Origin of the sequence: Salmonella sp. 32070601201500089SM (genome assembly GCF_017573605.1) — a bacterium.
Taxonomy (GTDB): Bacteria; Pseudomonadota; Gammaproteobacteria; order Enterobacterales; family Enterobacteriaceae; genus Salmonella; species Salmonella enterica.
Map to the genome: position 1 here is coordinate 175465 of NZ_JAGETK010000003.1, position 15485 is coordinate 190949.

Consider the following 15485-nt stretch of genomic DNA (forward strand, 5'->3'; position numbering starts at 1 on the left):
GAATCAAAGTAATGACAGCAAATAACCTGCGTGAGCAAATCTCTCAGCTTGTCGCTCAGTATGCGAATGAGGCATTGAGCCCGAAACCTTTTGTTGCAGGTACAAGCGTTGTGCCTCCTTCCGGGAAGGTTATTGGTGCCAAAGAGTTACAATTGATGGTTGAGGCGTCTCTTGATGGATGGCTAACTACTGGTCGTTTCAATGATGCCTTTGAGAAAAAACTTGGGGAATTTATTGGGGTTCCTCATGTTTTAACGACTACATCTGGCTCTTCGGCAAACTTGCTGGCACTGACTGCGCTGACTTCCCCAAAATTAGGCGAGCGTGCTCTCAAACCTGGTGATGAGGTTATTACTGTCGCTGCTGGCTTCCCGACTACAGTTAACCCGGCGATCCAGAATGGTTTAATACCGGTATTCGTGGATGTTGATATCCCGACATATAATATCGATGCTTCTCTTATTGAAGCTGCAGTTACTGAGAAATCAAAAGCGATAATGATCGCTCATACACTCGGTAATGCATTTAACCTGAGTGAAGTTCGTCGGATTGCCGATAAATATAACTTATGGTTGATTGAAGACTGCTGTGATGCCCTTGGGACGACTTATGAAGGCCAGATGGTAGGTACCTTTGGTGACATCGGAACCGTTAGTTTTTATCCGGCTCACCATATCACAATGGGTGAAGGCGGTGCTGTATTCACCAAGTCAGGTGAACTGAAGAAAATTATTGAGTCGTTCCGTGACTGGGGCCGGGATTGTTATTGTGCGCCAGGATGCGATAACACCTGCGGTAAACGTTTTGGTCAGCAATTGGGGTCACTTCCTCAAGGCTATGATCACAAATATACTTATTCCCACCTCGGATATAATCTCAAAATCACGGACATGCAGGCAGCATGTGGTCTGGCTCAGTTAGAACGCGTGGAAGAGTTTGTAGAGCAGCGTAAAGCTAACTTTTCCTATCTGAAACAGGGCTTGCAATCTTGCACTGAATTCCTCGAATTACCAGAAGCAACAGAGAAATCAGATCCATCCTGGTTTGGCTTCCCTATCACCCTGAAAGAAACTAGCGGTGTTAACCGTGTCGAACTGGTGAAATTCCTTGATGAAGCAAAAATCGGTACACGTTTACTGTTTGCTGGAAATCTGATTCGCCAACCGTATTTTGCTAATGTGAAATATCGTGTAGTGGGTGAGTTGACAAATACCGACCGTATAATGAATCAAACGTTCTGGATTGGTATTTATCCAGGCTTGACTACAGAGCATTTAGATTATGTAGTTAGCAAGTTTGAAGAGTTCTTTGGTTTGAATTTCTAATTCAATTTATTCTACCTGGTGATTGCGATGACCTTTTTGAAAGAATATGTAATTGTCAGTGGGGCTTCCGGCTTTATTGGTAAGCATTTACTCGAAGCTCTAAAAAAATCGGGGATTTCAGTTGTCGCAATCACTCGAGATGTAATAAAAAATAATAGTAATGCATTAGCTAATGTTAGATGGTGCAGTTGGGATAATATCGAATTATTAGTCGAGGAGTTATCAATTGATTCTGCATTAATTGGTATCATTCATTTGGCAACAGAATATGGGCATAAAACATCATCTCTCATAAATATTGAAGATGCAAATGTTATAAAACCATTAAAGCTTCTTGATTTGGCAATAAAATATCGGGCGGATATCTTTTTAAATACAGATAGTTTTTTTGCCAAGAAAGATTTTAATTATCAACATATGCGGCCTTATATAATTACTAAAAGACACTTTGATGAAATTGGGCATTATTATGCTAATATGCATGACATTTCATTTGTAAACATGCGATTAGAGCATGTATATGGGCCTGGGGATGGTGAAAATAAATTTATTCCATACATTATCGACTGCTTAAATAAAAAACAGAGTTGCGTGAAATGTACAACAGGCGAACAGATAAGAGACTTTATTTTTGTAGATGATGTGGTAAATGCTTATTTAACTATATTAGAAAATAGAAAAGAAGTACCTTCATATACTGAGTATCAAGTTGGAACTGGTGCTGGGGTAAGTTTGAAAGATTTTCTGGTTTATTTGCAAAATACTATGATGCCAGGTTCATCGAGTATATTTGAATTTGGTGCGATAGAGCAAAGAGATAATGAAATAATGTTCTCTGTAGCAAATAATAAAAATTTAAAAGCAATGGGCTGGAAACCAAATTTCGATTATAAAAAAGGAATTGAAGAACTACTGAAACGGTTATGAGATTTTCATGATCTTTTAATAAATAAATCGTTAACAAATTAGTCGCGTTATGTTGTAAAAACTAAGTCGTTTAATTGCATAGTGAAAGTTCAATTGTTAAAAATTCCGAGTCATTTAATTGTTGCAGGTTCATCATGGTTATCCAAAATAATAATTGCCGGGGTGCAGTTAGCAAGTATTTCATATCTTATTTCTATACTAGGTGAAGAGAAATATGCAATCTTTAGTTTGTTAACTGGTTTATTAGTATGGTGTAGCGCTGTTGATTTTGGCATAGGTACAGGACTGCAAAATTATATATCAGAATGCAGAGCCAAAAACAAAAGTTATGATGCATATATTAAATCAGCATTACATCTAAGCTTTATAGCTATTATTTTTTTTATTGCTTTATTTTATATTTTTTCTGGGGTAATTTCCGCTAAATATCTTTCTTCTTTTCATGAGATATTACAGGACAAAACCAGAATGCTCTTTTTTACCTCATGTCTGGTTTTCAGTTCTATTGGAATCGGAGCTATTGCTTATAAAATACTTTTTGCCGAATTGGTCGGGTGGAAAGCTAATCTATTAAACGCATTATCTTATATGATAGGTATGCTCGGCTTGCTATATATATACTATAGGGGGATCTCAGTTGACATAAAATTATCACTAATAGTCCTGTATCTTCCAGTGGGTATGATTTCATTGTGCTATATTGTATATAGATACATAAAGCTTTATCATGTTAAAACAACAAAATCTCATTATATAGCAATTTTACGTAGATCTTCAGGGTTTTTTCTTTTTACTTTATTATCGATAGTGGTGCTTCAAACAGATTATATGGTCATTTCTCAAAGGCTAACTCCTGCTGATATTGTTCAATATACAGTAACGATGAAAATTTTTGGTTTAGTCTTTTTTATTTATACTGCTATTTTGCAAGCATTATGGCCTATATGTGCTGAATTGAGAGTCAAACAGCAATGGAAAAAACTTAACAAAATGATAGGTGTCAATATTTTGTTTGGCTCACTATATGTTGTTGGATGTACAATATTTATTTATTTATTTAAAGAACAGATATTTTCAGTAATAGCCAAAGATATTAATTATCAAGTTTCTATTTTATCTTTTATGTTAATTGGCATATATTTCTGTATTCGCGTTTGGTGTGACACTTATGCAATGTTATTGCAAAGTATGAATTATTTAAAAATACTTTGGATATTAGTACCACTACAAGCAATAATTGGTGGAATAGCACAATGGTATTTTTCTAGTACGCTTGGAATCAGTGGAGTGCTGCTTGGCTTGATTATATCTTTTGCTTTAACTGTTTTTTGGGGGCTTCCACTAACTTACTTAATTAAGGCAAATAAGGGATAATCATATGCTTATATCATTTTGTATTCCAACTTATAATAGAAAAGAATATCTTGAAGAGTTGTTGAATAGTATAAATAATCAGGAAAAATTTAATTTAGATATTGAGATATGTATATCAGATAATGCCTCTACTGATGGTACAGAGGAAATGATTGATGTTTGGAGGAACAATTATAATTTCCCAGTAATATATCGGCGTAATAGCGTTAACCTTGGGCCAGATAGGAATTTTCTTGCTTCAGTATCCCTTGCGAATGGGGATTATTGTTGGATATTTGGCAGTGATGATGCTCTTGCGAAAGACTCGTTAGCGATATTACAAACTTATCTCGATTCTCAAGCAGATATATATTTATGTGACAGAAAAGAGACCGGGTGTGATTTAGTTGAGATTAGAAATCCTCATCGTTCTTGGCTCAGAACAGATGATGAACTTTATGTGTTTAATAATAATTTAGATAGGGAAATCTATCTCAGTAGATGCTTATCTATTGGTGGTGTATTTAGCTATCTAAGTTCTTTAATAGTAAAAAAAGAACGATGGGATGCCATTGATTTTGATGCGTCCTATATTGGCACTTCCTATCCTCATGTATTTATCATGATGAGCGTATTTAATACGCCAGGGTGCCTTTTGCATTATATATCAAAACCACTCGTAATATGCCGAGGAGATAATGATAGTTTCGAGAAGAAAGGAAAGGCCAGACGAATTTTAATTGATTTTATTGCATATTTAAAATTAGCTAATGATTTTTACAGTAAAAATATATCTTTAAAACGAGCATTTGAAAATGTTTTGCTAAAAGAGAGACCATGGTTATATACAACTTTGGCTATGGCATGTTATGGCAATAGTGATGAAAAAAGAGATTTATCTGAATTTTATGCAAAGCTAGGTTGTAATAAAAATATGATCAACACTGTACTTCGATTTGGGAAACTAGCATATGCAGTGAAAAATATTACCGTGCTTAAGAATTTTACTAAACGGATAATTAAGTAGTAGTAAGTTATTATATTGAGATTAAATGTAGATTTAACCTTTCTGGATTCAGCTAGATTTACGTTACTGACTTTTCTTTTTAATGAAAAATCATATTTGATATATATAAATAAATTTGGATAGCTTAACTACTTAGATGTTTTTTTTCTGGGAATGTTAGTATAATAATATATTTCTTTATGATTGTTTTTGTAGTGTTTTACTGCCGGTATTACATTAACTCTATTATTAAGAATTACACCTAGTGTAAGCTTCGTAATATTATTTATCCTTATGATTATTGCTTTAAAGATGCGTATGGAAAAACGGAGAGCTATTCAATGATCGTAAACCTATCACGTTTAGGTAAAAGTGGTACGGGAATGTGGCAATACTCGATTAAATTTTTAACGGCACTGCGAGAAATAGCTGATGTTGACGCAATAATCTGTAGCAAGGTACACGCTGATTATTTTGAAAAGCTCGGTTATGCAGTAGTTACTGTTCCGAATATTGTTAGCAACACATCAAAAACATCGCGACTTAGACCATTAGTATGGTATGTATATAGTTACTGGCTTGCGCTGAGGGTTTTAATTAAGTTTGGTAATAAAAAATTGGTGTGTACTACACATCACACTATCCCCTTACTGAGAAACCAAACGATAACCGTACATGATATAAGACCTTTTTATTATCCAGATAGTTTTATTCAGAAAGTGTATTTTCGCTTTTTATTAAAAATGTCCGTTAAGCGATGTAAGCATGTTTTAACGGTATCTTATACCGTTAAAGATAGCATTGCTAAAACTTATAATGTAGATAGTGAGAAAATATCAGTAATTTATAATAGTGTTAATAAATCTGATTTTATACAAAAAAAAGAAAAAGAGAATTACTTTTTAGCTGTTGGTGCAAGTTGGCCACATAAAAATATTCATTCATTCATAAAAAATAAAAAAGTTTGGTCTGACTCTTATAATTTAATTATTGTATGTGGTCGTACTGACTATGCAATGTCTCTCCAACAAATGGTCGTTGATCTGGAACTAAAAGATAAAGTGACTTTTTTACATGAAGTCTCATTTAATGAATTAAAGATTTTATATTCTAAAGCCTACGCGCTTGTTTATCCATCTATTGATGAGGGTTTTGGTATACCTCCTATTGAAGCGATGGCATCAAATACTCCAGTTATAGTGTCCGATATACCAGTATTTCATGAAGTGTTAACCAATGGTGCATTATATGTGAATCCGGATGATGAAAAAAGCTGGCAGAGTGCAATTAAAAATATAGAGCAGTTGCCTGATGCAATTTCCCGATTTAACAACTATGTCGCACGGTATGACTTTGATAATATGAAGCAGATGGTTGGCAATTGGTTGGCGGAATCAAAATAAATGAAAATAACATTAATTATTCCCACATATAATGCAGGGTCGCTTTGGCCTAATGTTCTGGATGCGATTAAGCAGCAAACTATATATCCGGATAAATTGATTGTTATAGACTCAGGTTCTAAAGATGAAACGGTTCCGTTAGCCTCAGACCTGAAAAATATATCAATATTTAATATTGACTCTAAAGATTTTAATCATGGAGGAACCAGAAATTTAGCAGTTGCAAAAACTCTGGACGCTGATGTTATAATTTTTCTAACGCAAGATGCAATTCTCGCGGATTCGGATGCAATTAAAAATTTGGTTTATTATTTTTCAGATCCATTGATAGCAGCGGTTTGTGGTAGACAACTTCCTCATAAAGATGCTAATCCCCTTGCAGTGCATGCCAGAAATTTTAATTATAGTTCAAAATCTATTGTTAAAAGTAAGGCAGATATAGAAAAATTGGGTATTAAAACTGTATTTATGTCCAATTCTTTTGCTGCCTATCGCCGTTCCGTTTTTGAAGAGTTAAGTGGGTTTCCTGAACATACAATTCTTGCCGAGGATATGTTTATGGCGGCTAAGATGATTCAGGCGGGTTATAAGGTCGCCTACTGCGCTGAAGCGGTGGTAAGACACTCCCATAATTATACCCCGCGAGAAGAGTTTCAACGATATTTTGATACTGGTGTATTTCATGCTTGTTCTCCGTGGATTCAGCGTGACTTTGGCGGAGCCGGTGGTGAGGGTTTCCGCTTCGTAAAATCAGAGATTCAATTCCTGCTTAAAAATGCACCGTTCTGGATTCCAAGAGCTTTATTAACAACCTTTGCTAAATTCTTGGGTTACAAATTAGGCAAGCATTGGCAATCTTTACCGTTGTCTACATGTCGCTATTTTAGCATGTACAAGAGTTATTGGAATAATATCCAATATTCTTCGTCAAAAGAGATAAAATAAATGTCTTTTCTTCCCGTAATTATGGCTGGCGGCACAGGTAGCCGTTTATGGCCGCTTTCACGCGAATATCATCCGAAGCAGTTTCTAAGCGTTGAAGGTAAACTATCAATGCTGCAAAATACTATAAAGCGATTAGCTTCACTTTCTACAGAAGAACCCGTTGTCATTTGCAATGACAGACACCGTTTCTTAGTCGCTGAACAACTCCGTGAAATTGACAAGTTAGCAAATAATATTATTCTCGAACCGGTAGGCCGTAATACTGCACCAGCGATCGCTCTTGCCGCGTTTTGTGCGCTCCAGAATGCTGATAATGCTGATCCTCTTTTGTTGGTTCTTGCTGCAGATCATGTGATTCAGGATGAAATAGCTTTTACGAAAGCTGTCAGACATGCTGAAGAATACGCTGCAAATGGTAAGCTTGTAACTTTTGGTATTGTTCCAACGCATGCTGAAACGGGTTATGGATATATTCGTCGTGGTGAGTTGATAGGAAATGACGCTTATGCAGTGGCTGAATTTGTGGAGAAACCGGATATCGATACCGCCGGTGACTATTTCAAATCAGGGAAATATTACTGGAATAGCGGTATGTTTTTATTTCGTGCAAGCTCTTATTTAAACGAATTAAAGTATTTATCACCTGAAATTTATAAAGCTTGTGAAAAGGCGGTAGGACATATAAATCCCGATCTTGATTTTATTCGTATTGATAAAGAAGAGTTTATGTCATGCCCGAGTGATTCTATCGATTATGCAGTTATGGAGCACACACAGCATGCGGTGGTGATACCAATGAGCGCTGGCTGGTCGGATGTGGGTTCCTGGTCCTCACTTTGGGATATATCGAATAAAGATCATCAGAGAAATGTTTTAAAAGGAGATATCTTCGCACATGCTTGTAATGATAATTACATTTATTCCGAAGATATGTTTATAAGTGCGATTGGTGTAAGCAATCTTGTCATTGTTCAAACAACAGACGCTTTACTGGTGGCTAATAAAGATACAGTACAAGATGTTAAAAAAATTGTCGATTATTTAAAACGGAATGATAGGAACGAATATAAACAACATCAAGAAGTTTTCCGCCCCTGGGGAAAATATAATGTGATTGATAGCGGCAAAAATTACCTCGTTCGATGTATCACTGTTAAGCCGGGTGAGAAATTTGTGGCGCAGATGCATCACCACCGGGCTGAGCATTGGATAGTATTATCCGGGACTGCTCGTGTTACAAAGGGAGAGCAGATTTATATGGTTTCTGAAAATGAATCAACATTTATTCCTCCGAATACTATTCACGCGCTGGAAAATCCTGGAATGACCCCCCTGAAGTTAATTGAGATTCAATCAGGTACCTATCTTGGTGAGGATGATATTATTCGTTTAGAACAACGTTCTGGATTTTCGAAGGAGTGGACTAATGAACGTAGTTAATAATAGCCGTGATGTTATTTATTCATCAGGTATTGTGTTTGGAACGAGTGGGGCTCGCGGTCTTGTAAAAGATTTTACACCTCAGGTATGTGCTGCTTTTACGGTTTCATTTGTTGCCGTTATGCAGGAACATTTTTCCTTTGATACCGTAGCATTGGCAATAGATAATCGTCCAAGTAGTTATGGGATGGCTCAGGCGTGTGCTGCTGCATTGGCGGATAAAGGCGTTAACTGTATTTTTTATGGAGTGGTACCAACCCCAGCTTTGGCCTTTCAGTCTATGTCTGACAATATGCCTGCGATAATGGTTACGGGAAGTCATATTCCATTCGAGCGGAACGGCCTCAAGTTTTATCGTCCTGATGGTGAAATCACGAAACATGATGAGGCTGCGATCCTTAGTGTTGAAGATACGTGCAGCCATTTAGAGCTTAAAGAACTCATAGTTTCAGAAATGGCTGCTGTTAATTATATATCTCGTTATACATCTTTATTTTCTACTCCATTCCTGAAAAATAAGCGTATTGGTATTTACGAACATTCAAGCGCTGGGCGTGATCTTTATAAGCCTTTATTTATTGCATTGGGGGCTGAAGTCGTTAGCTTGGGTAGAAGCGATAATTTTGTACCTATAGATACAGAGGCTGTAAGCAAAGAGGATCGGGAAAAAGCTCGCTCATGGGCTAAAGAGTTCGATTTAGATGCCATATTCTCGACAGATGGGGATGGTGATCGCCCTCTTATTGCTGATGAGGCCGGTGAGTGGCTAAGAGGCGATATACTAGGTCTATTATGTTCACTTGCATTGGATGCAGAAGCCGTCGCTATTCCTGTTAGTTGTAACAGCATAATTTCTTCTGGCCGCTTTTTTAAACATGTTAAGCTTACAAAAATTGGCTCGCCTTATGTTATCGAAGCTTTTAATGAATTATCGCGGAGTTATAGTCGTATTGTCGGTTTTGAAGCCAATGGCGGTTTTTTATTAGGAAGCGACATCTGTATTAACGAGCAGAATCTTCATGCCTTACCAACTCGTGATGCTGTATTACCAGCAATAATGCTGCTTTACAAAAGTAGGAATACCAGCATTAGCGCTTTAGTCAATGAACTCCCAACTCGTTACACCCATTCTGACAGATTACAGGGGATTACAACTGATAAAAGTAAATCCTTAATTAGTATGGGCAGAGAAAATCTGAGCAACCTCTTAAGCTATATTGGTTTGGAGAATGAAGGTGCAATTTCTACAGATATGACAGATGGTATGCGAATTACTTTACGTGATGGATGTATTGTGCATTTGCGCGCTTCTGGTAATGCACCTGAGTTACGCTGCTATGCAGAAGCTAATTTATTAAATAGGGCTCAGGATCTTGTAAATACAACGCTTGCTAATATTAAAAAACGATGCTTGCTGTAAAAAAATTGAATGTTATTTACTTAATATGCCTATTTTATTTACATTATGCACGGTCAGAGGGTGAGGATTAAATGGATAATATTGATAATAAGTATAATCCACAGCTATGTAAAATTTTTTTGGCTATATCGGATTTGATTTTTTTTAATTTAGCCTTATGGTTTTCATTAGGATGTGTCTATTTTATTTTTGATCAAGTACAGCGATTTATTCCTCAAGACCAATTAGATACAAGAGTTATTACGCATTTTATTTTGTCAGTAGTATGTGTCGGTTGGTTTTGGATTCGTTTGCGACATTATACATACCGCAAGCCATTTTGGTATGAGTTAAAAGAAATTTTTCGTACGATCGTTATTTTTGCTATATTTGATTTGGCTCTGATAGCGTTTACAAAATGGCAGTTTTCACGCTATGTCTGGGTGTTTTGTTGGACTTTTGCCCTAATCCTGGTGCCTTTTTTTCGCGCACTTACAAAGCATTTATTGAACAAGCTAGGTATCTGGAAGAAAAAAACTATCATCCTGGGGAGCGGACAGAATGCTCGTGGTGCATATTCTGCGCTGCAAAGTGAGGAGATGATGGGGTTTGATGTTATCGCTTTTTTTGATACGGATGCGTCAGATGCTGAAATAAATATGTTGCCGGTGATAAAGGATACTGAGATTATTTGGGATTTAAATCGTACAGGTGATGTCCATTATATCCTTGCTTATGAATACACCGAGTTGGAGAAAACACATTTTTGGCTACGTGAACTTTCAAAACATCATTGTCGTTCTGTTACTGTAGTCCCCTCGTTTAGAGGATTGCCATTATATAATACTGATATGTCTTTTATCTTTAGCCATGAAGTTATGTTATTAAGGATACAAAATAACTTGGCTAAAAGGTCGTCCCGTTTTCTCAAACGGACATTTGATATTGTTTGTTCAATAATGATTCTTATAATTGCATCACCACTTATGATTTATCTGTGGTATAAAGTTACTCGAGATGGTGGTCCGGCTATTTATGGTCACCAGCGAGTAGGTCGGCATGGAAAACTTTTTCCATGCTACAAATTTCGTTCTATGGTTATGAATTCTCAAGAGGTACTAAAAGAACTTTTGGCTAACGATCCTATTGCCAGGGCTGAATGGGAGAAAGATTTTAAACTGAAAAATGATCCTCGAATCACAGCTGTAGGTCGATTTATACGTAAAACTAGCCTTGATGAGTTGCCACAACTTTTTAATGTACTAAAAGGTGATATGAGCCTGGTTGGACCACGACCTATCGTTTCGGATGAACTGGAGCGTTATTGTGATGATGTTGATTATTATTTGATGGCAAAGCCGGGCATGACAGGTCTATGGCAAGTGAGTGGGCGTAATGATGTTGATTATGACACTCGTGTTTATTTTGATTCCTGGTATGTTAAAAACTGGACGCTTTGGAATGATATTGCCATTCTGTTTAAAACAGCGAAAGTTGTTTTGCGGCGAGATGGTGCGTATTAAGCTTACCGAGAAGTACTGAATAATAATTGTATAAAATAGCCTGCGTAAAATCTGAACGCATCAATCGCTACCTTAATATCATACCTTTGAGTTAACATACTATTCACCTTTAACCTGCCATGACCGTTTGTGGCAGGGTTTCCACACCTGACAGGAGTATGTAATGTCCAAGCAACAGATCGGCGTCGTCGGTATGGCAGTGATGGGGCGCAACCTCGCGCTCAACATCGAAAGCCGTGGTTATACCGTCTCCGTTTTCAACCGCTCCCGTGAAAAGACCGAAGAAGTGATTGCCGAGAATCCCGGCAAAAAGCTGGTGCCTTATTACACGGTGAAAGAGTTTGTTGAATCCCTCGAAACGCCTCGTCGTATCCTGTTAATGGTGAAAGCGGGCGCAGGTACTGATGCAGCTATCGATTCGCTGAAACCGTATCTGGAAAAAGGCGATATCATTATTGATGGCGGTAACACCTTCTTCCAGGACACAATCCGTCGCAATCGTGAGCTGTCTGCGGAAGGTTTTAACTTTATCGGTACCGGTGTTTCCGGTGGTGAAGAGGGCGCGCTGAAAGGGCCATCTATCATGCCTGGCGGTCAGAAAGATGCCTATGAACTGGTGGCGCCGATCCTGACGAAGATTGCTGCTGTGGCGGAAGATGGCGAACCGTGCGTGACCTATATCGGCGCCGATGGTGCTGGTCACTACGTCAAGATGGTCCACAATGGTATTGAATATGGCGATATGCAGCTTATCGCTGAAGCTTACTCCCTGCTGAAAGGCGGCCTGAACCTCAGCAATGAAGAGTTGGCGAACACTTTTACCGAGTGGAATAACGGCGAGCTGAGCAGTTATCTGATCGACATCACTAAAGACATCTTCACTAAAAAAGATGAAGACGGAAACTACCTGGTGGATGTCATTCTTGATGAAGCCGCCAACAAAGGGACCGGTAAATGGACCAGCCAGAGCGCGCTGGATCTGGGCGAACCGCTGTCGCTGATTACCGAATCTGTCTTTGCGCGTTACATCTCTTCGTTGAAAGCGCAACGTGTTGCCGCATCTAAAGTGCTCTCCGGGCCGAAAGCGCAACCGGCAGGCGACAAAGCGGAATTTATCGAGAAAGTGCGTCGCGCGCTGTATCTTGGCAAGATCGTCTCCTATGCGCAGGGCTTCTCACAGCTACGCGCCGCGTCTGATGAATATCACTGGGATCTCAACTATGGCGAGATTGCTAAGATTTTCCGGGCGGGCTGTATCATTCGCGCTCAGTTCCTGCAGAAGATCACTGATGCTTACGCAGAAAACGCTGGTATCGCTAACTTGCTGTTAGCGCCTTACTTCAAGAAAATTGCTGATGAGTACCAGCAGGCGCTGCGAGATGTCGTGGCTTACGCGGTGCAGAACGGCATTCCGGTGCCGACATTCTCTGCGGCAGTGGCCTACTATGACAGCTATCGCGCCGCAGTACTGCCAGCTAACTTAATTCAGGCGCAGCGTGACTACTTTGGTGCGCACACCTATAAACGTACTGATAAAGAAGGCATTTTCCATACCGAGTGGTTGGAATAATTTCTGCAAAAATGTTTAAGCCCGGTTTAATACCGGGCTTTTTTTTATCTCTATTCTTATTGATTTATCGCTTTTGCTTAATATTAACTTAATAATCTGTGTTTATCGTAATGAAGATAATCTGAATTGTTTTCGTCTGCGTTGCACTTTATATACTCAGGCGTTAAAACTTTAATATCTTATCAGGATGCGAAATACATCATGATTCATAATTAAGTTAATTCTGAGAGCGAATAATGAAAATCACGATATCCGGGACGGGTTATGTTGGCTTGTCTAATGGTTTGCTTATTGCACAACATCATGATGTGGTGGCGTTAGACATTGTTCCTTCCCGTGTTGAACTGTTAAATGATCGGATATCTCCGATTGTTGATAAAGAAATTCAGCAATTTTTAAAGGAAGATAACATCAGATTCAGGGCAACGCTGGATAAGTTTGATGCGTACCAGAATGCAGATTACGTCATCATTGCTACGCCTACGGATTACGATCCCAAAACTAACTATTTTAATACGTCCAGTGTGGAATCGGTCATTCAGGATGTGATCAGCATCAACCCCGCAGCAGTGATGATTATTAAGTCTACGGTGCCGGTTGGCTTCACGGCGGCAATGCGTCAGAAGTTTGCGACAGAAAATATCATTTTCTCTCCGGAGTTTTTACGTGAAGGTAAAGCCCTTTACGATAACCTTTATCCTTCCCGTATCGTGATTGGGGAACAGTCTGAGCGCGCCAGAGAATTTGCCGCATTACTCCAGGAAGGCGCTATTAAACAGGAGATTCCAACGCTGTTTACGGACTCCACTGAAGCGGAAGCTATTAAACTTTTCGCCAATACTTATCTCGCTATGCGAGTCGCTTATTTTAATGAATTAGACAGCTATGCTGAAACGTTAGGATTAAATACCCGACAAATTATTGAAGGGGTGTGCCTCGACCCGCGTATTGGCAATCATTATAATAATCCCTCTTTTGGTTATGGCGGATATTGTTTGCCAAAAGATACCAAACAGTTGCTGGCCAATTATCAATCGGTGCCTAATAATATTATCTCCGCTATCGTTGAAGCAAACCGTACGCGTAAAGATTTTATTGCCGACGCTATCCTCGCCAGAAAGCCTAAAGTGGTGGGCATTTATCGCCTGATTATGAAGAGTGGCTCCGATAACTTCCGCGCCTCATCGATTCAGGGGATTATGAAGCGCATTAAAGCGAAAGGCGTAGAGGTCATCATCTATGAGCCGGTAATGGAAGAAGATACTTTCTTTAACTCACGTCTTGAACGTGATTTGTACTGCTTTAAACAGCAGGCGGATGTCATTATTTCCAACAGGATGGCGGCAGAGCTTTTGGATGTTGCTGAAAAAGTGTATACCCGCGATCTTTTCGGTAGTGATTAATAAGGCAATCGGGGCTGATGAGTCCCGATGATTTATTGACCATATGGAAATAATGTCTGATTTTTATCATTAATCCTATGGCATATATTTGCTTTATGACTACACTGTCTCCAGCTTCATCCTTTTTTTAGTTAGGGTATCTATGACAGTGGATAGTAATACGTCTTCCGGGCGTGGGAACGATCCGGAACAGATTGATTTGATTGAGTTATTGCTACAGTTATGGCGTGGGAAGATGACCATTATTGTAGCCGTTATTATCGCCATTTTGCTGGCCGTAGGCTACCTGATGATAGCCAAAGAAAAATGGACATCCACGGCGATTATTACCCAACCTGATGCCGCGCAGGTTGCCACCTATACCAACGCGCTCAACGTCTTGTATGGTGGGAATGCCCCCAAAATCTCTGAAGTGCAGGCGAATTTTATAAGCCGCTTTAGCTCTGCGTTTTCCGCATTATCGGAAGTGCTGGATAATCAGAAAGAGCGGGAAAAGCTTACCATTGAACAGTCGGTAAAAGGGCAGGCGCTGCCACTCTCGGTTTCTTATGTGAGTACTACTGCTGAAGGGGCGCAGCGTCGGCTGGCGGAATATATCCAACAGGTGGATGAAGAGGTCGCTAAGGAACTGGAAGTTGACCTGAAAGATAACATCACGCTGCAAACCAAAACGTTGCAGGAGTCCCTTGAGACGCAGGAAGTTGTGGCGCAGGAGCAAAAAGATCTGCGTATTAAGCAAATCGAAGAAGCGTTGCGCTATGCGGATGAGGCAAAAATCACGCAGCCGCAGATTCAGCAAACCCAGGATGTTACCCAGGACACGATGTTCCTGCTGGGGAGCGATGCGCTAAAATCGATGATACAGAACGAAGCGACGCGCCCACTGGTCTTTTCTCCGGCCTATTACCAGACGAAGCAGACACTGCTGGACATTAAAAATCTGAAAGTGACTGCCGATACGGTGCACGTCTATCGTTATGTGATGAAGCCGACGCTGCCGGTCCGTCGCGATAGCCCGAAAACAGCCATTACCCTCGTGCTGGCTGTGTTGCTGGGCGGGATGATCGGTGCCGGGATTGTGCTGGGACGCAATGCGCTACGTAGCTATAAGCCAAAAGCCTTGTAAGCTTCTTTGCCGGATGGTGGTCGGCTACGACAGGTAAAATTTCTCATTAAAAAACCGGGCATTGC

12 protein-coding genes are annotated in these 15485 nt (G+C 39.3%); all 12 read left to right on the forward strand.

Annotation, left to right across the window (positions count from 1 at the left end; all coding sequences use genetic code 11):
- The first annotated feature begins 11 nt into the window (after nt 1-11).
- The 12 genes from rfbH (at nt 12) to wzzB (ending at nt 15420) form a co-directional block, all read left to right on the forward strand.
- Nucleotides 12-1325, forward strand: coding sequence for a lipopolysaccharide biosynthesis protein RfbH (rfbH, locus tag J4728_RS06600; protein WP_000126349.1), 1314 nt, complete (start codon nt 12-14; stop codon nt 1323-1325).
- Between the two features lie 27 nt (nt 1326-1352).
- Nucleotides 1353-2252 (forward strand): CDP-abequose synthase, encoded by a 900-nt coding sequence (rfbJ, locus tag J4728_RS06605; RefSeq protein WP_000143399.1) that lies wholly within the window; start codon nt 1353-1355, stop codon nt 2250-2252.
- Nucleotides 2253-2333: 81 nt separating this feature from the next.
- Complete coding sequence (locus tag J4728_RS06610; RefSeq protein ID WP_208211454.1) at nt 2334-3626, forward strand: MATE family efflux transporter; 1293 nt, start codon at nt 2334-2336, stop codon at nt 3624-3626.
- Between the two features lie 4 nt (nt 3627-3630).
- The gene (gene rfbV / locus J4728_RS06615) at nt 3631-4632 is read left to right on the forward strand and encodes an abequosyltransferase RfbV (protein WP_208211456.1); all 1002 of its coding nucleotides are present in this window, start codon (nt 3631-3633) and stop codon (nt 4630-4632) included.
- A 320-nt stretch (nt 4633-4952) separates the two neighbouring features.
- Nucleotides 4953-6014 carry a glycosyltransferase family 4 protein gene (locus tag J4728_RS06620; protein WP_001521643.1) on the forward strand — a complete coding sequence of 354 codons (1062 nt, stop codon included), beginning with the start codon at nt 4953-4955 and terminating at the stop codon, nt 6012-6014.
- A complete protein-coding gene (rfbN, locus tag J4728_RS06625) occupies nt 6015-6959 on the forward strand; it encodes an O antigen biosynthesis rhamnosyltransferase RfbN (RefSeq protein WP_000705151.1) in 945 nt (314 codons plus the stop codon). It abuts the gene before it with no gap.
- A complete protein-coding gene (locus J4728_RS06630; protein WP_000009016.1) occupies nt 6960-8399 on the forward strand; it encodes a mannose-1-phosphate guanylyltransferase/mannose-6-phosphate isomerase in 1440 nt (479 codons plus the stop codon).
- Nucleotides 8386-9819 carry an O-antigen biosynthesis phosphomannomutase RfbK gene (gene rfbK, locus J4728_RS06635; RefSeq protein WP_208211458.1) on the forward strand — a complete coding sequence of 478 codons (1434 nt, stop codon included), beginning with the start codon at nt 8386-8388 and terminating at the stop codon, nt 9817-9819. The genes J4728_RS06630 and rfbK overlap by 14 nt, the downstream gene beginning before the upstream one ends.
- Nucleotides 9820-9890: 71 nt before the next feature.
- Nucleotides 9891-11321 (forward strand): undecaprenyl-phosphate galactose phosphotransferase, encoded by a 1431-nt coding sequence (locus J4728_RS06640; RefSeq protein WP_000368707.1) that lies wholly within the window; start codon nt 9891-9893, stop codon nt 11319-11321.
- Between the two features lie 163 nt (nt 11322-11484).
- The gene (gndA, locus tag J4728_RS06645; RefSeq protein ID WP_000043532.1) at nt 11485-12891 is read left to right on the forward strand and encodes an NADP-dependent phosphogluconate dehydrogenase; all 1407 of its coding nucleotides are present in this window, start codon (nt 11485-11487) and stop codon (nt 12889-12891) included.
- A gap of 236 nt (nt 12892-13127) precedes the next feature.
- Entirely contained in the window at nt 13128-14294 is a 1167-nt protein-coding gene (gene ugd / locus J4728_RS06650) for a UDP-glucose 6-dehydrogenase (protein ID WP_000704826.1), read from the forward strand.
- A 142-nt stretch (nt 14295-14436) separates the two neighbouring features.
- Nucleotides 14437-15420: an LPS O-antigen chain length determinant protein WzzB gene (wzzB, locus tag J4728_RS06655; protein ID WP_000215261.1), complete on the forward strand. Its 984-nt coding sequence runs from the start codon at nt 14437-14439 to the stop codon at nt 15418-15420.
- The last annotated feature ends 65 nt before the right edge of the window (nt 15421-15485 follow it).